Annotated in this window: 20 protein-coding genes; 11 read left to right on the forward strand and 9 right to left on the reverse strand. The window is 73.2% G+C overall.

Translation table 11 applies throughout. The features are described 5' to 3' along the window. Nucleotides 1–50 precede the first annotated feature (50 nt). On the forward strand, nucleotides 51–761 hold the full coding sequence (locus HA039_RS01695; protein ID WP_167022688.1) for an SDR family oxidoreductase: 711 nt from the start codon (nucleotides 51–53) through the stop codon (nucleotides 759–761). Nucleotides 762–847: 86 nt separating this feature from the next. Here HA039_RS01695 and HA039_RS01700 read toward each other — a convergent pair whose 3' ends face one another. After that, on the reverse strand, nucleotides 848–1,207 hold the full coding sequence (locus tag HA039_RS01700) for a PRC-barrel domain containing protein (RefSeq protein ID WP_167022691.1): 360 nt from the start codon (nucleotides 1,205–1,207) through the stop codon (nucleotides 848–850). A 251-nt stretch (nucleotides 1,208–1,458) separates the two neighbouring features. Between HA039_RS01700 and HA039_RS01705 the strand changes: the two genes are divergently transcribed. The 3 genes from HA039_RS01705 (at nucleotide 1,459) to HA039_RS01715 (ending at nucleotide 5,009) form a co-directional block, all read left to right on the forward strand. Further along, the gene (locus HA039_RS01705; RefSeq protein WP_167022694.1) at nucleotides 1,459–2,454 is read left to right on the forward strand and encodes a lytic polysaccharide monooxygenase; all 996 of its coding nucleotides are present in this window, start codon (nucleotides 1,459–1,461) and stop codon (nucleotides 2,452–2,454) included. Between the two features lie 216 nt (nucleotides 2,455–2,670). Beyond that, the gene (locus HA039_RS01710; protein ID WP_167022697.1) at nucleotides 2,671–3,921 is read left to right on the forward strand and encodes a family 8 glycosyl hydrolase; all 1,251 of its coding nucleotides are present in this window, start codon (nucleotides 2,671–2,673) and stop codon (nucleotides 3,919–3,921) included. A 41-nt stretch (nucleotides 3,922–3,962) separates the two neighbouring features. Beyond that, nucleotides 3,963–5,009, forward strand: a complete 1,047-nt coding sequence (locus HA039_RS01715; RefSeq protein ID WP_243869020.1) for a chitinase — start codon at nucleotides 3,963–3,965, stop codon at nucleotides 5,007–5,009. Nucleotides 5,010–5,122: 113 nt separating this feature from the next. On the opposite strand, the gene HA039_RS01720 is transcribed toward HA039_RS01715, so the two are convergent. After that, a complete protein-coding gene (locus HA039_RS01720; protein WP_167022700.1) occupies nucleotides 5,123–5,899 on the reverse strand; it encodes a GntR family transcriptional regulator in 777 nt (258 codons plus the stop codon). A gap of 127 nt (nucleotides 5,900–6,026) precedes the next feature. On the opposite strand from HA039_RS01720, the gene HA039_RS01725 reads away from it, so the two are divergent. Beyond that, nucleotides 6,027–7,763, forward strand: a complete 1,737-nt coding sequence (locus tag HA039_RS01725; protein ID WP_243869022.1) for a glycoside hydrolase family 9 protein — start codon at nucleotides 6,027–6,029, stop codon at nucleotides 7,761–7,763. A gap of 56 nt (nucleotides 7,764–7,819) precedes the next feature. Here the strand turns inward: HA039_RS01725 and HA039_RS01730 are convergent, their stop codons facing one another. Next, nucleotides 7,820–8,776 (reverse strand): Lrp/AsnC family transcriptional regulator, encoded by a 957-nt coding sequence (locus HA039_RS01730; RefSeq protein ID WP_167022704.1) that lies wholly within the window; start codon nucleotides 8,774–8,776, stop codon nucleotides 7,820–7,822. A 226-nt stretch (nucleotides 8,777–9,002) separates the two neighbouring features. Between HA039_RS01730 and HA039_RS01735 the strand changes: the two genes are divergently transcribed. Both HA039_RS01735 and HA039_RS01740 read left to right on the forward strand, forming a co-directional pair. Then, nucleotides 9,003–9,797 carry an inositol monophosphatase family protein gene (locus HA039_RS01735; RefSeq protein ID WP_167022707.1) on the forward strand — a complete coding sequence of 265 codons (795 nt, stop codon included), beginning with the start codon at nucleotides 9,003–9,005 and terminating at the stop codon, nucleotides 9,795–9,797. Between the two features lie 164 nt (nucleotides 9,798–9,961). Next, entirely contained in the window at nucleotides 9,962–12,400 is a 2,439-nt protein-coding gene (locus tag HA039_RS01740) for a SpoIIE family protein phosphatase (protein ID WP_167022710.1), read from the forward strand. A gap of 65 nt (nucleotides 12,401–12,465) precedes the next feature. Here the strand turns inward: HA039_RS01740 and HA039_RS01745 are convergent, their stop codons facing one another. Further along, nucleotides 12,466–13,425 (reverse strand): ATP-dependent DNA ligase, encoded by a 960-nt coding sequence (locus HA039_RS01745; RefSeq protein ID WP_167022713.1) that lies wholly within the window; start codon nucleotides 13,423–13,425, stop codon nucleotides 12,466–12,468. A 210-nt stretch (nucleotides 13,426–13,635) separates the two neighbouring features. Here HA039_RS01745 and HA039_RS01750 point away from each other — a divergent pair, with 210 nt between their 5' ends. Next, entirely contained in the window at nucleotides 13,636–15,321 is a 1,686-nt protein-coding gene (locus tag HA039_RS01750; RefSeq protein WP_167022716.1) for a SpoIIE family protein phosphatase, read from the forward strand. Between the two features lie 261 nt (nucleotides 15,322–15,582). On the opposite strand, the gene HA039_RS01755 is transcribed toward HA039_RS01750, so the two are convergent. The 5 genes from HA039_RS01755 to HA039_RS01775 all read right to left on the reverse strand — a co-directional run bounded on the left by HA039_RS01755 (nucleotide 15,583) and on the right by HA039_RS01775 (nucleotide 19,846). After that, on the reverse strand, nucleotides 15,583–16,167 hold the full coding sequence (locus tag HA039_RS01755; protein WP_167022724.1) for an Rv1733c family protein: 585 nt from the start codon (nucleotides 16,165–16,167) through the stop codon (nucleotides 15,583–15,585). Nucleotides 16,168–16,387: 220 nt separating this feature from the next. Continuing rightward, nucleotides 16,388–17,215 carry an alpha/beta fold hydrolase gene (locus tag HA039_RS01760; RefSeq protein WP_167022727.1) on the reverse strand — a complete coding sequence of 276 codons (828 nt, stop codon included), beginning with the start codon at nucleotides 17,213–17,215 and terminating at the stop codon, nucleotides 16,388–16,390. 170 nt (nucleotides 17,216–17,385) lie between these two features. Then, nucleotides 17,386–18,195 carry an AAC(3) family N-acetyltransferase gene (locus tag HA039_RS01765; protein ID WP_167022730.1) on the reverse strand — a complete coding sequence of 270 codons (810 nt, stop codon included), beginning with the start codon at nucleotides 18,193–18,195 and terminating at the stop codon, nucleotides 17,386–17,388. Between the two features lie 72 nt (nucleotides 18,196–18,267). Then, entirely contained in the window at nucleotides 18,268–19,332 is a 1,065-nt protein-coding gene (locus HA039_RS01770) for an LLM class flavin-dependent oxidoreductase (RefSeq protein WP_167022733.1), read from the reverse strand. 49 nt (nucleotides 19,333–19,381) lie between these two features. Continuing rightward, a complete protein-coding gene (locus HA039_RS01775; RefSeq protein ID WP_167022736.1) occupies nucleotides 19,382–19,846 on the reverse strand; it encodes a MarR family winged helix-turn-helix transcriptional regulator in 465 nt (154 codons plus the stop codon). Nucleotides 19,847–19,974: 128 nt separating this feature from the next. Here HA039_RS01775 and HA039_RS01780 point away from each other — a divergent pair, with 128 nt between their 5' ends. The 3 genes from HA039_RS01780 (at nucleotide 19,975) to HA039_RS01790 (ending at nucleotide 22,659) form a co-directional block, all read left to right on the forward strand. Next, a complete protein-coding gene (locus tag HA039_RS01780; protein WP_167022739.1) occupies nucleotides 19,975–20,535 on the forward strand; it encodes an NADPH-dependent FMN reductase in 561 nt (186 codons plus the stop codon). A 91-nt stretch (nucleotides 20,536–20,626) separates the two neighbouring features. Next, nucleotides 20,627–21,532: an aldo/keto reductase gene (locus HA039_RS01785; RefSeq protein WP_167022742.1), complete on the forward strand. Its 906-nt coding sequence runs from the start codon at nucleotides 20,627–20,629 to the stop codon at nucleotides 21,530–21,532. 101 nt (nucleotides 21,533–21,633) lie between these two features. Next, nucleotides 21,634–22,659 carry an LLM class flavin-dependent oxidoreductase gene (locus HA039_RS01790; protein ID WP_167022745.1) on the forward strand — a complete coding sequence of 342 codons (1,026 nt, stop codon included), beginning with the start codon at nucleotides 21,634–21,636 and terminating at the stop codon, nucleotides 22,657–22,659. Nucleotides 22,660–22,775: the final 116 nt, after the last annotated feature.

Below are 22,775 nucleotides of genomic sequence, written 5' to 3' on the forward strand. Positions count from 1 at the left end.
GTGCGCGGTGATGTGCGCGCACCCCGGACCCCTTCACAAGAAGGTTTCCCATGACTGTTCACGGCTCCGTGGCCCTCGTTACCGGCAGCAACCGCGGCTTCGGTGACAAACTCGTCCGCGCTCTGCTGGACACGGGAGCGAGCAAGGTCTACGCGACCGCCCGCGATCCGAAGAAGGTGACCATCGAGGGCGCCGTCCCCCTCGCCCTCGACGTGACCGACCCGGACTCCGTCCGTGCCGCCGCCGAGCAGGCGCAGGACGTCACCCTGCTGATAAACAACGCGGGCACCGACGCGCGCGCCTCGGTGCTGGAGGGCGACCTCGCCGACTTCCGGAACGACTACGAGACGAACGTGCTCGGTACGCTCAGCGTGACCAGGCAGTTCGCTCCGATCCTTGCCCGCAACGGCGGCGGCGCGGTCCTCAATGTCCTGTCCGCGGTGTCCTGGCTGACCTTTCCGGACGTGGCGTCGTACACGGCGTCCAGGGCGGCCTCCTGGTCGGTGACGAACTCCCTGCGACTCGCGCTGCGCGAGCAGGGCACCCTGGTGAGCGCGCTGCACGTCGCGTTCATGGACACCGACTTCACCAGCCACCTTCCCGACGTCCCCAAGTCGGACCCGGCGGACGTCGCACGGCTCGCGCTCAAGGCGCTGGACGAGGGAAGCCACGAGATACTCGCCGACGAGATCACCAAGCAGATCAAGTCCGGCCTGTCGCAGGATCTCTCCGCCCTCTATCCGGAGCTCGCACAGCACTGAGCGCGGCGGGCCCTCGCGGGCGCGGCGGGCGGCCCGGTCCCCGGTGGCCGTGGAACCGTTCGCCGCCCCGGGGGCCCGGCGGTCCGTCAGGAGACCGGGACGGGGTCGAGCGCCAGGTAGTAGTTCCCCACCTCCGACAGGTACGCGACGTCCGTCGTCTCGCTGTCCCTGGCGAACCGGGGCGCCGCCTTGATCTCCTCCCGGGCCCGCCCGACGATCACCCGCCGGGAGTCGGAGTCGATGCCGGTGATGAGGCCGGCGGGGATCAGGAGACTCGTCCCGAACACCCACATCCCGGTGTCCACGACCAGGTGCCGCATGCCGTCGTGGTCCGTCTGCCGCTCCACCTGCCCGACCACCCCGTCGGTCGCCTCCACCTCGAAGCCCACCAGGGACCGGTCCTCGCCGTAGCCGCAGTCCGCCGCGTACGCCCAGATGTTGTCCATGTCGTTCTCGCCCCTCGTCTCGTACAGGCTCGTACAGGCCCGATACCGCTGCCATCGCGTGACCGACACGTACCCCGCTCACAGACGATCATGAGCAGATTCACCCCGATGCCGAGCACGGATTCCGGCCGCGCCCCCGGCGAAGGGGGTCCGCGGGCACGGACCCGGTGAACGGCCCGGGCGCCCCGGCCGTAATGGACAGCACACTGTTACGCGCAGGGCCCCCGGGCCCGCCGAGGGAGCCCGTCCTGATGATCCGTCACCGCACCTCCGCAGCGGCCGCCTTCGCGGGCGCCGTCACGTTCCTGCTGGCGGGCTCGACGCTGCTGGCCGCAGCCCCCGCGTACGCGCACGGCGCGCCGACCGACCCGGTGAGCCGGGTCGCCGCGTGCGGCCTGGCGTCGGAAGGGCTCGCGGGAACGCCCGCGTGCCGGGCGGCCGTCGCCGCCAACGGTGGCCAGCCGCTGGGCAGTTGGGACAACCTGCGGGTCGCGGGGGTCAACGGCAGGGACCGGCAGGTGATCCCGGACGGGAAGCTGTGCAGCGGGGGAATCGCCGCGTACGCCGGGCTCGACCTCTCCCGCTCCGACTGGCCCGCCACGAAGTTGGCCCCCGGGGCCCCTTTCACCCTCACCTACCGGTCCTCCATCCCGCACGAGGGGACGTTCAGCCTCTACCTCACCCGGCAGGGCTACTCCCCGGACGCGCCGCTGACGTGGGACGACCTGGCTCCGGAGCCTTTCCTGACCGTCAAGGACCCGGCGCTGCGGAACGGCGCCTACCGCATCCCGGCCCGTCTCCCCGAGGGCCGGACCGGCCGCCACGTGCTGTACACGGTGTGGCGCAACACCAGCACACCGGACACCTACTACTCGTGCTCCGACGTCGTCCTCCCCGGCGGGAGTACGGACCGGGCCGAGGCCGCGACCACACCGCCCGCCCGCGCCGCCGTACCGCCGCCGCCCAAGGCGCCGACCAAGGCCCCGGAGCGCGCCCCGAAGCCCGCGGCCGCCTCCCCCTCGGCGTCTCCGTCCGCCGCCCCGTCCTCCCCCTCCCCCGCACCGGCGTCCGCGGCGGCCGAGTCCGCGAACACCGCCCCCGTCGCGGACACCGGGTCCCCGCTGACCCCGACCACCGCCGCCCTCGCCGGGGCCGCCGCGCTGGCGGTGGCGGCGCTGGGCACCGTCCTGCTGCGGAGGCGGCGGACGGCCACCGCCGGGCGGCCGCACCGCAGGCACCGTCGCTGACGCGTCCGCCCGCATGCGCCCCCAACACCGTTGACCTGCAAGCTTTCTGACGACTGATCACCACCAGCCCGGCCCACGCCGAGGCCGACCTCCCGTCGGCCTCGGCGTCGTCGCGTCACCCCCACGTAAACGATAGGAAACTTTACTAACCAACACCTTGTCGAGGTCATGACGGCGCGGCTAACTTCCCCACAACCCCCCTACCTCGGAGGCCCGATGTCCCGCAGTCGCCGTGCGAGATGCGCAGCAGCCCTGTCCGCCACCGCCGTCCTCACCACCTGCGTGTGGACCGGACTCACCCCGGCCGCCGGTGCGGCCGACGGCCCGGCCGTCCCCTTCGGCAGTCATTCCTTCGCCTACGCGGCCGGCACCCTGGCGCCCAGCGGCGGCCAGGCCGCCGCGGACCGCGCCGTGATCGACTTCTACACGAAGTGGAAGTCGAACTTCATCAAGCAGAACTGTGGCAACGGTTGGTACGAGGTGTACGCGGCGGACGCGGACCACCCGTACGTCGCCGAGGCCCAGGGCTACGGCCTGGTCATCACGGCGCTGATGGCGGGCGCCGACGCGGACGCCAAGAAGATCTTCGACGGCATCCTCAAGTACGTCCTGGCCCACCCCTCCGTCAACAACCCCGACCTGCACGCGGCCGAGCAGGACACGGGGTGCAGGAGCGTCAACGGGAGCGACTCCGCCACCGACGGCGACCTGGACATCGCGTACGGACTGCTCCTCGCCCACAAGCAGTGGGGCAGCGGCGGCACGTACAACTACCAGAGCCTGGCGAACCGCCGGATCAACGCGATCAAGGCGAGCGAGGTGCACAGCGGCTCCAAGCTGATGAAGCTCGGTGACTGGTCGTCCGGCAGCTACGACCAGATCTCGCGCACGTCGGACTGGATCCCCGGACACTTCAAGGCGTTCCGCAAGGCCACCGGCGACAGCACCTGGGACGCGGTCCTGACCAAGACCCAGTCGGTGATCGGCAGTCTCCAGTCCAAGCACGCGTCCGCCACCGGGCTGCTGCCGGACTTCGTCGTCAACACGACGACCACGCCGAAGCCGGCGGCGGGCGAGGTCCTGGAGGACGCGCACGACGGCGACTACAACTGGAACGCCTGCCGGGACCCGTGGCGCCTGGGCACGGACGCGGTCGTCAACAACGACAGCGCGTCCCGCACCGCCGTACGGAAGATGAACTCCTGGATCAAGACCAAGGCCGCGAACGACCCGGCCAAGATCCGGGACGGGTACAAGCTCAACGGCACCAGCTTCGGCACCGGCAACGAGCCCGCGTTCTTCGCGCCCTTCGCGGTCGCGGCCATGACCGACCCGGCCAGTCAGGCGTGGCTGGACGCGCTGTGGCAGAAGATGCTCGCCACCACGCCCAGCGGCACCGACTACTACTCCACCAGTGTGCAGTTGCAGACGATGCTCGTCGTCACGCACAACTACTGGACTCCCTGACCGCGCGTCACTCGGACCCCCACCTGAGGAGAACCAGCGACATGACGTCCTCGTACCACTCCATGCTCCAGCGGCGCCCCCGCCTTCTGGCGGTCTCCGCGGCCCTGTCCCTGGCGGCCACCGCCGCCCTGTCCGCGGCCACCACCGCGACCGCGACCGACGGCGGCGCGCCCGCCGCCAAGGCCGCGGCGGCCGCGCCGGTCGGGCTCAACGCCCCCTACCTGTACCTGGGTTGGGGCAGTCCCCAGAGCGCCACGTCGGTCATGAGCGCGACCGGCGTCAAGCAGTTCACGATGGCGTTCATCCTCTCCGACGGCGGCTGCAACCCCAAGTGGGACGGGAACAGGGCGCTGACGGGCGGGAACGACCAGTCCACGATCAACGCGATACGCGCCGCCGGCGGTGACGTGACCGTCTCCATCGGCGGCTGGTCCGGCAACAAGCTCGGTGAGAAGTGTTCGTCCGCCACCGCCCTCGCGGGGGCGTACCAGAAGACCATCGACGCGCTGAAGCTGAAGTCCATCGACATCGACATCGAGGACACCGAGTTCACCAACGCCACGGTCCGCGAGCGGGTGGTGGACGCGCTGAAGATCGTCAAGACCAACAACCCCGGGGTGGCCGTGTACGTCACCTTCGGCACCACCAGGACGGGCCCGGACGCGACCGGCCTCGACCTGATCAAGCGGGGGGCGAACAACAAGCTGGACATCGAGGGCTGGGCGGTCATGCCGTTCGACTTCGACGAGGGCACCATCGACATGGTGGCCGCCACCAAGGGCGCGGTGGACGGCCTCAAGAACGCGGTGGCCTCGGCGTACGGGCTCTCCTCGGACGCCGCGTACCGCAAGGTCGGCTTCTCCTCGATGAACGGCAAGTCGGACGTGCCGGGCGAGACCGTGTCCGTGGCCAACTTCAAGTCGATGGTGAGCTACGCGACCAGCAAGCACCTGTCCCGGGTGAGCTTCTGGGCGGTCAACCGGGACCGCTCCTGCGGGGGCGGCACCACGGACGCCGGCGCGGACTGCAGTGGTGTGAGCCAGAGCGCGCTCGACTTCACCAAGGCACTGGCCGCGTACACCGGCTGATCACCCCGCACACTCCGTACGAGCCCACGCGTCCGTACGGACTCCGTACGACAGGAGCGGCGCGGGGGACGGGGTCGGTCCCGTTCCCCGCGCCGCTCCGGCGTGTCAGCGGCTCAGCGGCGCGCGGTGTCGTTCGAGGAGGCGAGGGTGGTACGGAGGCGGTATCTCTCGCCGCTGTACTCCACCGTCGAGGCCAGCAGGGGCCGTTGGTCCGGGGCGTGGATCGTCTGGTCCAGGACCAGGACGGGCGCCCCTGGCTCGATCTCCAGCCGGACCGCCAGTTCGTCGTCGGCGCTGCGGGCCTCGATCGTGGCCATCGACCTGCTCAGCTCGATGCCCTGTTCGCGCAGCGCCTCGAACAGGGACGCGGTGCCGAAGTCGGTGGTGGTGAGGGACGGGACGAGGTCGGCGGCGATGATGGTGCGGTCGACCGCGATCCGTACGCCGTTGAGGAGCCGTACCCGCTCCAGGTGCAGCAGGGGGGTGCCGGCGGGAACCCCGAGCCGGTCCGCCTCGTCGAGCGAGGCCGCCTCCACCGCCTGGCGCAGGACGAGCGAGCTGGGCCGCATGTGCTTGCGGTGCGCGGTGGTGGTGAACGACTCCAGGTCGTTGGGCCACTCGCGGGCCGCCACCGGCTGCGCGACGAACCAGCCGCGGCCGTGCGACGCGGTCAGGACCCCCTGGTCCACCAGGTGCGAGAGCGCCTTGCGGAGGGTCACCCGCGAGATGTCGAGCTGGGCGCAGAGTTCCCGCTCGGGTGGCAGCTTCGCGCCGGCCGTCAGTTCCTGGCTCTCGATCTGTTCGAGGATCGAGTCGGCAGCCTGTGACCACAGCGGGTCGGAACTGCGTTCGCGCCGCGGAGCGCGGATCGAGACGGCGTCGATGCCCATCGGTGAACCTCCAGCAATCACCGGAAAGATACCACTATTGACCACTTGCCTTCCACTGCATACCTTGTCCGGGAACGGCGGCCGGACGGCCGCGGACCCCCACCGACGGAAGGCGCGGTGCTCACAGGTGATCTCCAGGGACGACACGCGTGCCAGGCCGACGATCCTGGCCGACCACCTCGGGTACGGCCTGGGCGGCGCCCCCGCCGTGGTGCTCGCCCTGCCCGGCGGGACGGCGCCGGCCGCGGTCGGCCTGCGGGCGGAGGACGGCTCGGCGCCGGAGCGCCCGCTCGTGCCCGGCCCGGTCGAGGCCGTCCCCGGCTGGAGCGCCGGGCCCTTCGCCCGGGTCGCGCTGCCCCCGGATCTGCCGCCCGGCCGGTACGTGGTGCGCGTCGTGGAGAGCGACGGCCGCGTCACCGTGTCGGAGCCGTTCGCGCGCTCCGCCGACCGCCTCCAGCGCGCGACGATGTCCGACGTGCTCAGCTACTTCAAGGCCATGCGGTCGAGCGGCGAGATCGACCGCAAGGACCGGCGGGCCGCGCTGTGGGGCGACACCACGGGACGGCACGTCGACGCGCGGGGCGGCTGGCTCGACGCGAGCGGTGACACCAGCAAGTTCCTGAGCCACCTCACGTACACCCGCACGATGAGCCCGCAGCAGATCCCGCTGTGCGCGTGGGCCATGCTCGCCGCCCGTGACGTGCTCGCCGCCCAACACCCCGCGCTGGTCGGGTCGTTGAGCGCCCGGCTGCGTGACGAGGCCCTGTGGGGAGCCGACTTCCTGGTGCGCTTCCGGGCGCCCGAGGGCTACTTCTACACGGGGATCTTCGACGCCCTGACCAAGCGGCTGGAGGAGCGGGTGGTGACGGCCCCGCTGCCCGAGTGCGTCCGCACCGACCGCTACCAGGCCGCCTACCGCCACGGCGGCGGCCTCGCGATCGCGGCGCTGGCCCGCGCCTCGCACGCCGACGACGAGGGCGAGTTCTCCCGGGAGACCTACTTCGGCGCGGCGCTCGACGGCTTCACCCACCTGGAGAAGCACAACACCGCGTACCTGGAAGACGGTACGGAGAACGTCCTGGACGACTACACCGCCCTGCTCGCCGCCGCCGAACTGGTCGCGGCGGGCGCCGATCCCGAGCACGGGGCGCACGACGCCGCGCGGCGCCGGGCCCGGTCGCTCCTGGAGCGGTACGTCCGGCCGGGCGACGGTCCCGGCTGGTTCGTCGCGGACGCCGAGGGCCGGCCCTTCTTCCACGCCGTCGAGGCCGGCCTGCCCGTCCTGGCCCTCCTGCGCTTCGCCGAGACCCTGCCCGGGGCGCCCGAAGCGGCCCCCGCGCGGGCGCTGGCGGTCGAGGCGATGCTCGACACCGTCGACCGCACCCACGCCGTACCGAACCCGTTCGGCTACCCGCGCCAGCGGGTGCGGCCCCTCGGCGGGACCGACCGGGACGCGTTCTTCTTCCCGCACGCCAACGAGACCGGCTACTGGTGGCAGGGCGAGAACGCCACCATCGCCTCGCTGTCCGCGGCGGCCTCGGCGTGCGCCACCGCCGACGGCGTGACGGAGGAGGGGCGCCGCCGGCTGACCGCGTTCGCCGACGACCAGCTGGCCTGGATCACCGGGCGCAACCCGTTCGACGCGTCCATGCTCCAGGGGCGGGGCCGGGGCAACGTCGACTACGCCTCGGACTTCCCCAACCTGCCCGGCGGCATCGTCAACGGCGTCACCTCGGGCTGGACCGACGAGGACGACATCGCGTTCCGCCCCCAGGACGCGCCGGAGGACGAGTCCTGGCGGTGGGCCGAGCAGTGGATCCCGCACACCGGCTGGTTCCTGCTGGCCGTCGCGTACGCCCGCTGACCCGTACGCCTCCCGACCCCGTACGCCCGCGCCTCACGGGCCGGGAGGCCGTTCGGTCAGCCCCGTCCCGGCCGCTTCACCGCGCGCCCCACCAGGATCGTCTCCGTCCGCGTGATGGAACGGCCCGTCAGCTCCTCCGTGAGGAAGCGGTAGAGGGCCCGCGCGTCGCGCAGCCACACCGCCACGCAGAGGTTGGCCGTACCCGAGGTGGCGAGGGCGCCGTGGACGGCGGGGTGCCGGGCCAGGGCGCGGCCCGCGGCGTCCAGGTGGTCGGGCGGCACCTCCATCCAGACGTTCGCGTCGATGCCCATGCCGAGGCGCCGGGGGTCGACCACCACCTGGGTGAGGAGGCGGCGGCCGGAGAGGAGCGCGGCCAGCCGGCGCCGTACCGTCGACTCCGCGAGCCCGGTCCGCGCGGCCACGGCCGCCGCCGTGAGCCGTCCGTCGCCCTCCAGCGCGGTGACGATGGCCTCGTCGGGCCCGTCGAGGGGTGACGGGTAGGCCGCCGGCCCGGACTCCGGTGTCAGGGCGGTGCGTTCGTCGTCCGTGAGGACGTCGAGGCGCCAGTCGGTGGCGTCGGAGAAGACGTGCAGCACGGTCTGCGCGGAGACGGACGTCACGGCGCCGGTGGCCGGCAGCTGTTCGAGGACAAGGCGGTTCCCGGGCCCGGCCCCGGGGAGCAGTACGGCCGAGATCTCGTCGCCGCTCGCCGACACGTCGATCAGGGGGATGTCGTCCCGGGCCGCGAGCGCGGACGTGATCGCCTCGATCCGGCCCCGCAGGACGCGGACGCGGAGCATCATCGCGCCGGCGGCGTCGTCGCGGGGGCGGCTGCCGAGGACCTGTACGCTCCCGTCGCCCAGCAGCTTCTTGAGGCTGCGGTGGACGTCGCGGGGACCGAGGCCGAGGACGGCGGCGGCGCGCTCGGCGGTGACCCTGCCGTCGCACTGGAGGGCCGCGATCACCCGCTGTTCCCGGACGGGGAGCGGCTCGGGCGTCCCGGGCAGGGGCATCGCGTCACCTTCTCGTTCTCGCCGGTGTCTGTGGAGGTACCTGTCGCGGATGCCTGTCGGGGGTGCCTGTCGCGGGTGCCACGAAACACCGCGATCGGGGCATGATCAGCCATCGAGTATGCCATCCCTGCCGGTTCCGCTCGGATTTACGGGTCTTCGGGGCCGTGATCGTCCGCCGGGTCCGAGGCTGGTGCGTGTCCGACCCACCCACGCACGGAGGCACCCGATGTCCGACCACGACCTGCTCCGCACGATGACCACCGCCGCCCGGACCGTCGGCAGACTGGTGGCCGCCACTCCCGTGCGGACGCCCGCCGCCACCTCGTGGGCGGAGTTCAGGGAGCGCTTCGAGCCGCTCGACCAGGACGCGACGGCGCTGTTCAAGGACCAGCTGGCGGGGCTGCGCCCGGACGCCGTGTGGGCCGGGGAACTCGGCGCGCACACGCCCGGGACCGGCGAGGTGTGGGTGGCGGACCCCGTGGACGGCGCCGTGCAGTTCCTCCAGGACATGCCGTACTGGTCCGTCAGCCTGACGCTCGTACGGGACCGCAGGCCGGTGGCGACCGTCCTGCACGCTCCGCTGCGCGGGGAGACCGTCACCGCCCTGGCGGGCCACGGCGCGTTCCGGGACGGCGTACCCCTGCGTCCGTCGCTCAAGACCGACCTGACGCTGGCGCTGCTCGGGACCAGCCAGCCGCCCCTGGTGGCCTCGCAGCCGTCGGCGGTACGGGAGGCCGGCCGCTCGCTGTCCGCGGTGCTCCCGCACGTCGGCGCCGTCCGGAACCTCGGCCCGACGTCCTGGCAGGTCGCCGACACCGCGGCCGGGCGGCTCGACGCCTTCTGGGAGTACGGGACGGACGACACCAACCTCGTCGGCGGGGCGCTCGTCGCCGCGGAGGCCGGGCTGCGGGTGACCGACCTCGGCGGGCGGCCCTGGAGCATCGGCGCCACCAGCTTCCTCGCCGCGCCCGCCCAGCTCCACGGCCGGCTGCTCGATCTGCTCGAAGCGCCGGCCGGTTGAACAGACCGGGCGGCCGACGGGAAAGTTCCCGCGGCCGGAGAGTGGGAACGGTCCTGCGCGAGCAGACTGTAGGTGTCGGTGGAAACGCGCCACCGGCCGTACGACCAGGTCACACGGTGTACGGAGGGCGCGTGACGCCGCCGGTGCCCGGTCGAGGAGGCGGCATGCGCCCAGACGACGAACCCCCCGCGGTGCCAGGGATCCGCCCCGGCCCCGTGGCGGCGGCGGTCGTGGATCACGCGGGCGTCGTGGTCCGCTGGTCGTCCGCCGCGCGGTCCCTGGTGGGACGCGGCGCGGAGGAGGTCTGCGGCCGGTCCCTGGGGCGCCTGCTCGTCCCCCCGCTGCCGCCGCCCTTCGGGTCCGGGCGGGGCGGCGGGGACCGGACGGAACGGGGTGCCGCGCTGCTGCGGCATTCCTCGGGACGGACCGTCGAGGTCGCCTACGAGGCCGTCCCGCTCGCCGGCGCGGACGAGTACCTGGTTACGGCTGTCCCGGCGGCCGACGCGGCGGAGTGGGCGCGGGGGGCGTCCCTGATGCGGGCCCTGTTCGCGCAGTCCCGCGTGGGTATCGGCATCCACGACACGGACCTGAACGTCGTACGGACCAACATCACGCCCGAGATGTTCGGCGGCCCGCCCCTGCCCGTCGGCAGCCGGCTGGGGGACGTGTTGGACGCCGAGGACGCGGAGGCCGTGGAACGGGTGCTGCGCGACGTGCTGGAGACCGGGGAGCCCGCGGTCCGGAGCAGCCACCTGGTCCGGGCGCGGAACGCCGCCGGGCAGAAGTGGGTCATGTCCCTGACGGCCTTCCAGCTCCAGGACGCGCGCGGGCGCCCGGACGGGGTGGTCGTCGCGGTGAACGACACCACCGCGCAGGAGAAGCTCCGCGACCAGATCGACCTGCTCCACACGTCCGCCAACCGGATCGGCTCCTCGCTCGACGTGGTGCGGACCGCGCAGGACCTGGCGGACGTCGTCGTCCCCGACCTCGGCGACGTCGTCACGGTGGACCTGTCGGAGTCCGTGCCCTCCGGGGAGGAGCCGCCGCCCGTCTTCGGCGGCGGCCGCCAGCACCTGACGCGCGCCGCGGTCGCGACGAGCGCCGGCGGGTGGCAGGCCGGCCTGCTCGGGCCGGGCGAGCCGTACCCTCCGCTGCCGGACAGCCGGGCCCTGCGCGGCCTCCAGGAGGCCGGCACCCTGCTGACGGACCGCGACGCGGTGATCGGCGCCCTGGGCGGTGACGACGACCTGATCCGGTTGCTGGTCCCCGAGCGGGCGCACTCCGTCCTGGTCGCGGTTCTGCGGGCCCGCGGACGGATCCTCGGGACGGTCTCGGTCTGGCGCACGGACCGGCGGCCCGAGCCGTTCGACGAATCCGACCGGCGCCTCCTGGCGGAGATCGCCTCGCGGGCCGCCCTCGGCGTGGAGAACGCCCGCCGCTACACCCATGAGCACCGCGCGGCGGTGGCGCTCCAGGAGCAGTTGCTCCCCCGGCCCACGACCGATCTGCCGGCCGTGGAGACCGCGGGCAGCTACCGCCCGGCGGAGGGCGAGATGAGCATCAGCGGCGACTGGTTCGACGTCATCGCGCTGCCTTCGTCGCGGGTGGCGCTGGTCATCGGGGACGTCATCGGCCACGGCCTCCACGCGACGGCGACGATGGGCCGGCTCCGTACGGCGATCCAGGCGTTCGGCGGGATGGAGCTGCCGCCCGAGGAGGTCCTCGGGCAGGTCGACGACCTCGTCCAGCGGCTGGCGGCCGAGGCGCCGCCGGGGCGGCGGGACGTGGTCGGCGCCACCTGCCTGTACGCCCTGTACGACCCGGTGTCGGGCCTGTGCACCTTCGCCAGTGCCGGCCAGCCGCCGCCCGTCCTGGTCCGGCCGGGCAGCGGGGCGGAGTTCCTCGACGTCCCGCCGGGGCCACCGCTGGGGGTCGGCGGGGTGCCCTTCGAGTCCGTGACCGTGGAGCTGGAGCCGGACACCGTGCTGGCGCTCTACACCGACGGCCTGTTCGGGCTGGAGGGCTTCGACGTCGAGCGGGCGATGGCGAGGATCAAGCACCGCCTGGACACCATGTACCGGCCGGGGGCCGCGCTCGACGAGGTCGGCCGGTCGCTGCTGTCGGGCGTCGGCGACGAGCCTCCCGCGGACGATCTCGCCGTCCTCCTCGCCCGTACCCGAACGCTGTCGTCCCACGATGTCGCCAGCTGGGAGTTCCCCGCGGGGCCCGCGTCCGTCGCCGTCGCGCGGGCGGCGGCGGTGCGGCAGCTATCGGCGTGGGGCCTGGACGAGCTCGCGCTGACGACCGAACTGGTCGTCAGCGAGCTGGTGACCAACGCGGTCCGTTACGCCGGCGGCCCGGTGGGCTTGCGGCTCATCCGGGAGAACGTGCTCATCTGCGAGGTGACCGACCCCAGCAACACCCAACCGCGCCTCCTGCGGGCCGCCGACCTGGACGAAGGGGGCCGGGGTCTGTTCATCGTCGCCAACTGCACGACACGGTGGGGCAGCCGGTACGGCAGGAGCGGGAAGACGATCTGGACCGAGCAGCCCTTCCGGCCCCGGCCCGCGGACGAGCCGGCGCTGCTCCCGCTCGCGGGGTGAGGGGCCGCCCGGGGCCGCGGGTGCGGACGGCGTCCCGGGGCCGGGCGGTCTTCGGTCGGTCGGCGTCAGTCGGCGTCCTCGGGCGCGAGGTCGGGGCGCAGCCGGTGCCAGGACGGCTGGCGCAGGAGGCCGGCGCGGGTACGGGTGCTGTACGTGACCTCGCCGACGAGGCGGGGCAGGACCCAGTGCGCCCCCGCGACGCGGGGCACCTGGTCGAAGGGGCAGTCGTCGATCCGCGCGGCGTGCAGCAGCCGGGCGAGCGTGGCGCGTTCGCGGTCGCTCCATCCGGTGCCGACGCTCCCCATGTACCGCAGGGCGCCCCCCTCCCGGCGTCCGACGAGGACGGCCCCGGGGAGCCCGCCGAGCTGGCCGCGCCCCGGGACCCAGCCGCCGACGATGGCGTCCACCGTCCGTACGTTACGGATCTTGATCCAGGCGCGGGAGCGCACGCCGGGCTCGTACACGGAGGTCAGGCGCTTGCGGATGATGCCCTCCAGGCCGTGCTCGCGGGTGGTCGCCAGGGCCGCGGCGCTGTGCCCGACGATCGCGGCCGGTGTCGACCAGGACGGCCCGGCGAGGCCGAGCGCGTCCAGCTCGTGGCGGCGGTCGGCGTACGCGACGCGGACGAGCGGGCGCCCGCCGACGTGGAGCGCGTCGAAGAGCATGAGGTGGGCCGGGACGGTACGGGCCAGGCTCGCGGCCTTGGCGGGTGATCCGGCCAGTCCCATCCTGGCCTGGAGGCGTTCGAAGTCCGGGCGGCCCCGGTCGTCGAGCGCGACGATCTCCCCGTCCAGCACCGCCGGCACCCCGGTGGGCAGGGCGGTGGCCAGGGCCCGCAGCTCGGGGTAGGCGGGGGTGATGTCGGCGCCCGACCTGGACCGCAGCAGGACGGAACCGTCGCCCGGCAGGTAGATCAGCGCGCGCTGGCCGTCGTGCTTGGTCTCCGCGGACCACAGCCGTTCCTCGGCCGCCGGGGGCAGGCCGCCCGGTGTGGCGAGCATGGGGGCGAATCGGGGCAGGGTCATGGCCCTACCCTCGACGGGCCGGGGAGCCTCCACACGCGCGCCGCGGGGAACTCCCCCGAACGGTGGCGCGTCCTCGCCGTGCGGCCCCGCGGTCTCTCCCGCCACCGGCTTCCCGGCGGTTCCCCACCGGCTTTCCGCTGGTCAGCGCCCTATGCCGAGCCCCCGGGCCGGTTCCGGGCCCCGGACTACACTGGAAAAACCGGAGGTCACATGGAACACGACAGGAACCCGACACCGGGCACTACGTCGTCCGACGCACTCGAAGCCGACCTTCGGGCAGAGCTGTCGATGGCCCTGGAGTGGAACGGCATCGGCGGATTCGCCTGGGACCTCGCCTCCGACCGGGTCCTGCTCGATTCCAGCGCCCTTTCCATCTTCGGCCTGGAGGCGGACGAGTTCGACGGACTCATGTCGACGCTCGCCGCGCGGATCATGCCGGAGGAACTGGACGAGCTGCGACAGCGGGCGGCCGAGGTCTTCGCGGACCCCCGCTACTCGATGAGCTACGGCAGCTACTTCCGGGTCCGCCACCCGGACGACAGCGTCCGATGGGTCCACACCCAGGCCGCCATCCGGCGGGACACCGAGGGGAAGGCGGTCCGCGCGGTCGGGGTGATCCGCACCGAGCTCCAGTACGCGGAGCGCAAGGCCATCCTGGAGTCCGACCGGCGGCACCACGCCGGCGTCGTCCGGGCGACGACCACCGCGCTGTCGCAGGCGCTCAGCGTGCAGGACGTGCTGGGGGCCCTGACGAGCAACGAGATCCTCGGTCCGGTGGGCGCCGTGGGGATCTCGCTCACGGTCATGGAGCAGAACAGGCTGCGCCGGCTGGCCGCCGCCGGGATGCCCCCCGACTACGTCCGCGACCTGGAGTTCGGCCGTATCGACGACGAGCGGCCCATCGCCGCCGTGTTCCAGAACAAGAATCCGCTGTTCATCACGCGGGCGGAGATCGAGGCCTCGTACCCGATGTTGTGGCCGTACATCAAGAAGACGGACTTCACGGCCTCCGCGGTGCTGCCCCTCATGGCGCAGGCCCGGCTCACCGGCGTCCTGGCGATCCTGTACGAGGAGAAGGAGGGCTTCTCCCCCGAGGAGCAGTACCTGCTGGTGGCCCTCTCGGCGACCGTCGCCCAGTCGCTCCAGCGGGCCCTGCTCTACGACGAGGAGCACGCGATGGCCGTCGGGCTCCAGGAGGCGATGCTCCCCGCGAGGATCGAGGACGTGGCGGGGCTGCGGGTCGCGGCGCGGTACCGGCCGGCGCGCGCCGGTCACCAGGTGGGGGGCGATTGGTACGACGTCCTGCCGCTGCCCGGCGGGCGGGTCGGGCTGGTGGTGGGGGACGTGCAGGGGCACGACATCCAGGCCGCCGCCGTCATGGGGCAGCTGCGGACGGTGTTCCGGGCCTACGCGGCCGAGGGGCACGCGCCCGCGGCGCTGATGTCGCGCACGTCGTCGTTCCTGCACGGCCTCGACACCGAGCGGCTCGCCACCTGTCTGTACGTCAGTCTCGACCCCGCGACCGGGGAAGCGGAGGCCGTCCGCGCCGGGCACCCGTGCCCGCACGTCAGGACGGCCGGGAAGAGCTCCCTGTTCGAGGTGGCGGGCGGCCTGCCCCTCGGGCTGTCGGACCTGAGCGCCGGGCCGTACCCCACCACGCGCTTCCACCTGGGCGCCGAGGAGACGCTCCTGCTGTGCACCGACGGGCTGCTGGAGTTCCACGACGCCGACATGGAGTCGGGGGAGCGCCAGATCCAGGCACTCCTGGACACCGGTCCCCTGGACCTGGACGCCATGGCCGAGCACATCGTCGCGAGCATCGAGGACCGGCAGGGCCAGGAGGACGACGTCGCCCTCCTCCTGGCCACGCGGGCGGGGGCGGGACCGGCTCGGTGAGAGGCGGTCGGTAGGGCGGAGGGTCAGGCGGGTCAGTAGGGCAGCGGGCGACCCGACGGAGTCCGCAGGTCGAGGGGCGGGGGCTGCTGAGGGCGCGGGGCACGGGGGGTGATTCTGATCCGCGTCATCGGTCGTCTCCTCGTCCTGGGAAAGCCTGATGGCGTGTGCGCCGCCGCCGGGCGGTGCGTGCCGGTGCACGCTTATTACCCAACGGGCGGGCGGGCAACCGGACCTGGCGGATCTCTCTCCCCCGCCGCTCCGTCAGAGCGTCCCGCGGCTCCACTCGGGGGCGATCCGGTCCCACTCCTCCGACCAGCGCCGCATCCGCTGCCGGTACAGCCGCTGCCGGGCCAGGGCGCCGAAGCAGAGGACCGTACCGCCGCTCACGAGGGCGGCCAGGCCGCCGAGGAGCGTCGCGTGGAAGTCCGCCTCGTCCGGTGTGGCGGGCGGCGGTACGGGCCTCCCGCGGGCGTCGACCCAGATCCGTACCGTGCTGCCGGCGCGCTGCCCGCCGGGCACGGAGATCCGGGCGGTTCGCGCGGCCCCGTCGGGTGCCGTCCAGCGCACCCGGGCCGGGACGTCGCCGTCCGCCCGGCCCGCCGACGCGGGCCCGACCGGGGTGTCGGCGAGGACCACGGCGCGGGTGCTGTGCCGCTGCGCCCGCTGCCCGTCGGCCGCGGCCCGTACCCCCTGGGACGCGAGCAGCCCGCCCAGTACCGCGATGGTCAGGGCGAGTGCCCCCACCACCGGCAGCATCCAGGCCTCGACCGCGTCACTGCGCCGCCGGAGCGGATTGCGCCGCCAGCGCCACCACAGTCCCGGCCCTGGGCGAAGGACTCTCATCATCCGCGCGTACCCACCTCTCCCCACTCCATGGCTCGTCCCCGACGCGGCGGGGCGCCGTGACGGGTGGCGGACCGGGCGCGTGTGGGCCGTTTGTCCCCCTTCCTTCGTAACACGTGAATGTTGCGGGCACGATCCACCGGCCGGGGGCTCGAAGGAATCTCACGGTACGAAACACAGCACGCCGGCGCGGAATCCGTTCACGGAGTGGGCTGACGCGCCCTCAGGCCAGGAAGGCCGCCGTGGTCGCCACGAACGCGCCGGGGTCGTCGAGCCAGGGGTAGTGGCCCGCTCCCGGCTGCAGGGCGTGGGTGGCGGCGGGGAAGAGCGCGGCGTACTCCGCCACCGCCGAGGGAGGCGTGTTCATGTCGAACTCCCCCGCGAGCAGCAGGACAGGGCCCGCGTGGGCGGCGAGCGCCGTGCGCGTGGCCTGCGGGGTGAAGGCGCCCTCCGACCCGAAGACGGCGACGGCCTCCTGGTTGGCCGGCCGGCTCCCGGCCTGGTGGCGCCGCGCGGCCTCGTCCCACCGGCCGGAGAAGAAGGGGGCGACGGCGTCCCAGTCGCCGCCGGTGCCCTCGGTGATCGCCTCCAGGGCGGCGTACGCCGACGGGAACCAGGGTTCGTCCTTACGGAGTCGCGCGAGCGCGCGGCGCGTCTCACCCGTGACGGTGATGCCGACGGCGGCGGGTCCGGGGGTGATCAGGGCCAGCCTGCCGGTGTGCTCCGGGTGGCGGGCCGCGTACTGCGCGGCGATGTTCGCGCCGCCGGAGTGCGCGAGGAGGTCGGGCCGGGTGAGTCCGAGGTGGGCGCGCAGGGCCTCGACGTCGTCGACGAGGCGGTCGCAGCGGTACGAGGAGGTGTCCTCGGGCTTCGCCGAGCCACCCGTGCCCCGGAGGTCCAGGAGGATCAGGCGCCTGTGGGCGGCCAGGCCACCGAGATCGCCGAGGTACGCGGAGTCGGTGGGGCCGCCGGGGACGCAGAGGACCGGCTCGCCGTCCCCGATCGTGCGGTAGGCGAGCAGGGTTCCGTCGGGCGCGGGGAAGGTGGGCATGCCGGCGATCCTCCCAACGAGGCCGGGCCGGAACAACCGGAATACGGGGGCGGGGTGGGGTTCGGGCGCGGGCTCGGTGGGCGCTGCGGGACCCGGGCGGTCTGGGCGCTGGGGTGGGGGGTCGGTTGGCTGCCTCGTGGGATCGGCGGCGGGGTGGGTGGGCTGTGGTGTCAGGTTGGGGTGGTCAGGGGGCGGTGTTCGCGCAGCCACTTGCTCGCGTACATGACCGCTTCCGCCAGGGGGAACAGGCGTGACTCCGCCGCGCCGACCCGGCCTCGTACCACCGGGTGGTCCCGCTCGAAGGCCGCCCCAAGATCCGCGAAGCCGTCGCTGGTGATCGCGACGTCGCGCACGGTGCTCCAGCGGCGGCCCCCGGGGGTCGTGACCGCGAAGGAGTTGTCGACCCGCGGGGCCGGTACGCGGTACTCGGCCAGGTGGAACGCCGTACAGGTGTCGAAGCCCGTGCCCAGCAGGAGGATCCGCGCCCCGGCCTCCTCCAGCCGCGCGAGCGGGCTGCGCTCCCCCAGCTGGCAGTCCAGGGCGTGGCCGGCCACGATCCCGCCGGCGCGCGGGCCGAGGGCCGCGAACGACGTCTGCGGGTGGGCGCTGCGGAGGGCGCCGGGCCAGTTCCGTACCGTCTCCGGGATCACACCGACCCCCCGCGTGGGGGTGAGGCGGGGGTCGTACGGCGGCATGGACGCGCGGATCGCCGCCCACCAGGCCTCGGGAACGGGCGGGTTGTTCCAGTCGGCGGGGTCGGAGTTGCCGCCGGAGTGCGCCGGCACCACCAGGGTCCCGTCCGCGCCCAGGGTGTCCAGCAGCGCCCGCACGACCGTCACCGCGCCGCCGCAGACCCAGCCGAGCGCGCTGAGGGAGGAGTGGACGAGGACGGTCTCGCCGGGGCGCAGGCCCAGGTCACGCAGTGCGGCGGTGATCGAGTCGCGGGTGCACAGCGGTCCGGCCCGAGGCGGTGGGGACATACCTCCCGAGTGTGCACGGACGGACGGTGGCGCACCACCCGCGCCCGGGCTCCCGCCGGGCGGGTCGGTCGCTCAGTCGCTCATCATGTCGCGGACCAGCGGCGCCACGCGGGTACCGAAGAGTTCGATGGCGCGCATCAACTGCCCGTGCGGCAGGCCGTTCATCCCGTACTTGAGGTCGAAGCGCGAGGCGTCCACCGCCTTGAGCGTGGCGCAGATCTTGCGTGCCACGGTCTCGGGTGATCCGACGTGGAGCGCGCCTCCGGGCCCGACGTCCCGCGTGAAGTGCTCGAACGTCGGGACGCGGAAGCCGCGCTGCCGGGCGACCATCGCCATGGTCGCCCGGTAGTACGGCCAGAACTCCGCCACCGCCTGCTCGTCCGTCGCGGCCACGTGGCCGGGCGCGTGCACGCCCACCGGGCGGTCGGGGTGGCCGAACCCGGCGAGTTCGCGCCGGAACAGCCGGGAGAACGGGGCGAACCGCGCGGTCTCCCCGCCGATGATCGCGAGCATCAGCGAGAAGCCGTGGCGTGCGGTCCGTACCACCGACTCGGGGCTGCCGCCCACGCCGATCCAGGTGGGGATCGCGCCCGATTCGCTGTGCGGGTACACCGGCATCTCCTTGAGCGCCGGGCGTACCGTGCCGGACCAGGTGACCGGCTCCTCCTTGAGCAGCTCGGCGAACAGCTCGACCTTCTCCTCGAAGAGCCGCTCGTAGTCGGCGAGGTCGTATCCGAAGAGCGGGAAGGACTCGACGCTCGAACCGCGCCCGAGGATGATCTCGGCGCGGCCGCCGGAGACGGCGTCCAGGGTCGCGAACCGCTGGAAGACCCGGACGGGGTCGTCGGAGCTGATGACGGTCACCCCTGATCCGAGGCGGATCCGGGACGTACGGGCGGCGATCGCGGCCAGCACGACGTCGGCCGCGGACAGCGGCATCCAGTCGGTGTGATGCTCCCCGATCGCGAAGTGGTCGACGCCCGTCTGATCCGCGAGCACCCCTTCCTCGACCAGTCCGCGGATCGTCCGTCCGTGCGACAGCGGATTCCCCGCGTCGTCGTTGGTCACGTCGCCGAAGGTGTCGAGACCGAGCGTGATCGGGTGTCCGCCGGGGGACGCCGCCGGGGTGTTCGTCATGATCGTGTTCCTCGTTTCGTTGCGCTTGCCGAAGCCCCTAGGACCTGTGTCAGGCGGAGGGGGCGATGGACCGCAGCGCGGCGGTCAGTCGGGCGAGGTCGGCGCCCTCCAGGTGGTCCAGGACGTGCCGTCGGACGCTGGCCAGGTGGGCCGGCCAGGCCTGCTCCAGCCGGGCGAGGCCGGCGTCCGTGAGGACGGCGTTCCACCCCCGGGCGTCCCCGTCGCACCGGACCCGCCGGACCAGGCCGGACCCTTCCAGGCGGGTGACCACCCGGGTCATCCCGCTGACCGAGAGGTTGCAGGCCGCCGCCAGCTCGCTCATCCGCATGAGCCGGTCCGGCGCCTCGGACAGGTGCATCAGCGTCGTGTACTCGCTGATCGGGATCTGCCGCTCGCGGATCATGTCGGCGTCGACGGCGCGGGGCAGGACGGACATCACCCGACCCAGCTCGCGGATGAGCGCTTCCTCGTCGGGATCCAGGGGCGGGAGCGGCGGTGTCTTGTCGGCGGTCATGCTCCCATCATAGTTGCTTGACGAAGCAAGTACCAAGGTGTTTGCTTGACGAAGCAAGGACCTGGCGGCACGCCGGGGACCGAGCACGGAAGCAGGACCAGCACCGAGCCAAGAAGGCAGGACCAGCAATGACCAGGATCGGGATCATCCTCGGCAGCACCCGCCCCGGACGTAACGGGGAGGCCGTGGCCCGCTGGGCGCACGAGGTGGCCGCACAGCGCTCGGACGCGGAGTTCGAGCTGGTGGACCTGCTCGACTTCGCGCTCCCCCATCTGGACGAGGCGTATCCGCCGGCGATGGGCCAGTACTCCCAGCCGCACACCCTGGCGTGGGCGGAGAAGATCGCCTCGTTCGACGGGTTCGTGATGGTGACGCCGGAGTACAACCACTCCACCTCCGGGGCGCTGAAGAACGCCATCGACTTCCTGTACGCGGAGTGGAACAACAAGGCGGTGGGCTTCGTGAGCTACGGCTCCGCCGGCGGCACCCGCGCCGTGGAGCACCTGCGCCTGATAGCCGGCGAACTCCAGATGGCGGACGTGCGCGCGCAGGTGGCCTTGTCCCTGTTCACCGACTTCGAGAACTTCAGCGTCTTCAAGCCCACCGATGTCCAGCGCCAGGCCCTCACGACCACGCTCGACCAGGTCGTCGCCTGGAGCGAGGCACTCGCGCCGCTGCGCAAGCGCTGAGGCCCGGCGGGGCGGCGGCCCGGGGGGTACGACCCTCCCGGGCGCCCCGCTCCTCCCGGGAACAGGCGCGACCCGTGGTTACGATGCCGCCATGGCTGTCCTCGGACTGGGTTTGGCGGCGCTGGGTCGCCCGGAGTACCTGACGGTCGGTCATGGTGGCTCCCTCGGCGCCGACCGCTCGGTCGGCGCCCTCCGCGCGCGCTGCGAGCAGGTCTGCGACGCGGCGTGGGCGGGCGGGATCCGGTGGTTCGACGCCGCCCGCTCGTACGGGCTGGCCGAGCGGTTCCTGTCCGGCTGGCTGACCGGACGCGGGGTGACCGCCGACCGGGTCACCGTGTCGTCCAAGTGGGGCTACGCCTACACCGCCGACTGGCAGGCGAACGCGGAGGTCCAGGAGGTCAAGGACCACTCGGCCGCCGCCCTGGGCCGCCAGTGGCCGCAGTCGAAGGCGCTGCTCGGGCCCTGGCTGCGCCTCTACCAGATCCACTCGGCGACGCTCGAATCGGGCGTCCTCGACGACAAGGGCGTCCTGCGCGGACTCGCCGCCCTCGGTGTGCCCGTGGGCCTCAGCCTCAGCGGTCCCGGCCAGGCCGACACCCTGCGCCGCGCCCTGACGGTCGAGGTGGACGGGGCGCCGCTCTTCTCCGCCGTACAGGCGACGTGGAACCTCCTGGAGCCCTCCGCCGACGCCGCGCTCGGCGAGGCCAAGGCGGCCGGGTGGACCGTGATCGTCAAGGAGCCGCTGGCCAACGGCCTGCTCGCGGGGCGGGGCCCCGCGACCCGGGCGCTCGGGGAGCGCCCCGACGTCACGGCGCTGGCCGCCGCCCTGGCCCGGCCCTGGGCGGACGTCGTCCTGTCCGGCGCCACCACGGTCAGGCAGATGCACTCGAACCTGGCGGCGGCCACCGCCCCGGCCCCCGATCCCGACCGCCTCGCGGCGCTCGCGGTCGACCCGGAGACGTACTGGAGCAGGCGGTCGGCCCTGCCCTGGACGTAGCCACCGCCCCGCTCCCCCCACGGATCCGCACCGGAACCACCTGCCACAATTGGCGCAGCACTGGTGTGTGACAGAGCATGCCGCGGACCACGGAGGATCCTGTGCCGCTGACTTCGGAGCCGCTGCGGAAGCTGGGCTTCCTGACCATCGGGCTCTTCGACGACGCCGACCCGCGCCGGGGCCACGAATCGACCCTGGAGATCATCGAGCTGGGCGAGCGGCTCGGCTTCGACAGCGCGTGGATGCGCCACCGCCACCTCCAGTACGGCATCTCCTCCCCCGTCGCGGTCCTGGCGGCCGCCTCGCAGCGCACCAGCCGTATCGAACTGGGCACCGCGGTCATCCCGTTGGGCTGGGAGAACCCGCTGCGGCTGGCCGAGGACCTGGCGACCGTCGACATCCTGTCGGGGGGCCGCCTCAACCCGGGCATCAGTGTCGGCCCGCCGATGCACTACGACCGGGTGAAGGAGGCGCTCTACCCGGACACCGCCGACGTCGAGGACTTCAGCTACGCCCGCGTGGAACGGCTGCTGGCCTTCGTACGGGGCGAGGCGGCCAGCGACTTCAGCGGCACCGAGGGCTTCGAGGTGTTCTCCGACCGTGTCCAGCCGCACGCCGCCGGGCTGGGCCGCCGCATGTGGTACGGCGGGGGCAGCCTGCGGTCCGCCCGGTGGGCCGGTGAGCACGGGATGAACTACCTGACCAGCAGCGTCGTGAAGGCGGAGGAGTCCGAGGACTTCGCCGAGATCCAGCTGTCGCACATCCGGACCTTCCGCGCCCACCACCCCGACGGGGAGCGCGCCCGCGTCTCGCAGGGGCTCGTGGTGATCCCCACCGACAGCGCCTCGGCCGGACAGCGCGCCAAGTACGAGGAGTTCGTGGCGAAGCGGACGCCGCGCACGACCACGCCGCAGGGGCCCGCGCGCATGCTGTTCGCGCGCGACCTGGTCGGTACGTCGGCGGAGATCGCCGAACAGCTGTACTCCGACGCCGCGTTCCGGGAGATCGACGAGGTCGCGTTCGCCCTGCCGTTCACCTTCGACCACGACGACTACGTGCAGATCCTCACCGACATCGCGACGAAGCTCGGCCCGGCGCTGGGCTGGCGGCCGCCGGTCGCGGACTGACGGGCGGTCGGAAAGACCGCCCGCCGACCGAACCGGCAGCCCCTCGCGGAACGTCCTCCCCGGTGACCGCACGACACACCGCACGACACACCGGACGTCACGCCGGAGACACTCCG

It is taken from the genome of Streptomyces liangshanensis, assembly GCF_011694815.1.
Classification (GTDB): domain Bacteria; phylum Actinomycetota; class Actinomycetes; order Streptomycetales; family Streptomycetaceae; genus Streptomyces; species Streptomyces liangshanensis.

Coding starts and splice junctions, on each gene's coding strand:
- HA039_RS01695 (WP_167022688.1), top strand. CDS start 51: ATGACTGTTCACGGCTCCGTGGCCCTCGTTACCGGCAGCAACCGCGGC.
- HA039_RS01700 (WP_167022691.1), bottom strand. CDS start 1,207: ATGGACAACATCTGGGCGTACGCGGCGGACTGCGGCTACGGCGAGGAC.
- HA039_RS01705 (WP_167022694.1), top strand. CDS start 1,459: ATGATCCGTCACCGCACCTCCGCAGCGGCCGCCTTCGCGGGCGCCGTC.
- HA039_RS01710 (WP_167022697.1), top strand. CDS start 2,671: ATGTCCCGCAGTCGCCGTGCGAGATGCGCAGCAGCCCTGTCCGCCACC.
- HA039_RS01715 (WP_243869020.1), top strand. CDS start 3,963: ATGACGTCCTCGTACCACTCCATGCTCCAGCGGCGCCCCCGCCTTCTG.
- HA039_RS01720 (WP_167022700.1), bottom strand. CDS start 5,899: ATGGGCATCGACGCCGTCTCGATCCGCGCTCCGCGGCGCGAACGCAGT.
- HA039_RS01730 (WP_167022704.1), bottom strand. CDS start 8,776: ATGCCCCTGCCCGGGACGCCCGAGCCGCTCCCCGTCCGGGAACAGCGG.
- HA039_RS01735 (WP_167022707.1), top strand. CDS start 9,003: ATGTCCGACCACGACCTGCTCCGCACGATGACCACCGCCGCCCGGACC.
- HA039_RS01740 (WP_167022710.1), top strand. CDS start 9,962: ATGCGCCCAGACGACGAACCCCCCGCGGTGCCAGGGATCCGCCCCGGC.
- HA039_RS01745 (WP_167022713.1), bottom strand. CDS start 13,425: ATGACCCTGCCCCGATTCGCCCCCATGCTCGCCACACCGGGCGGCCTG.
- HA039_RS01750 (WP_167022716.1), top strand. CDS start 13,636: ATGGAACACGACAGGAACCCGACACCGGGCACTACGTCGTCCGACGCA.
- HA039_RS01755 (WP_167022724.1), bottom strand. CDS start 16,167: ATGATGAGAGTCCTTCGCCCAGGGCCGGGACTGTGGTGGCGCTGGCGG.
- HA039_RS01760 (WP_167022727.1), bottom strand. CDS start 17,215: ATGCCCACCTTCCCCGCGCCCGACGGAACCCTGCTCGCCTACCGCACG.
- HA039_RS01765 (WP_167022730.1), bottom strand. CDS start 18,195: ATGTCCCCACCGCCTCGGGCCGGACCGCTGTGCACCCGCGACTCGATC.
- HA039_RS01770 (WP_167022733.1), bottom strand. CDS start 19,332: ATGACGAACACCCCGGCGGCGTCCCCCGGCGGACACCCGATCACGCTC.
- HA039_RS01775 (WP_167022736.1), bottom strand. CDS start 19,846: ATGACCGCCGACAAGACACCGCCGCTCCCGCCCCTGGATCCCGACGAG.
- HA039_RS01780 (WP_167022739.1), top strand. CDS start 19,975: ATGACCAGGATCGGGATCATCCTCGGCAGCACCCGCCCCGGACGTAAC.
- HA039_RS01785 (WP_167022742.1), top strand. CDS start 20,627: ATGGCTGTCCTCGGACTGGGTTTGGCGGCGCTGGGTCGCCCGGAGTAC.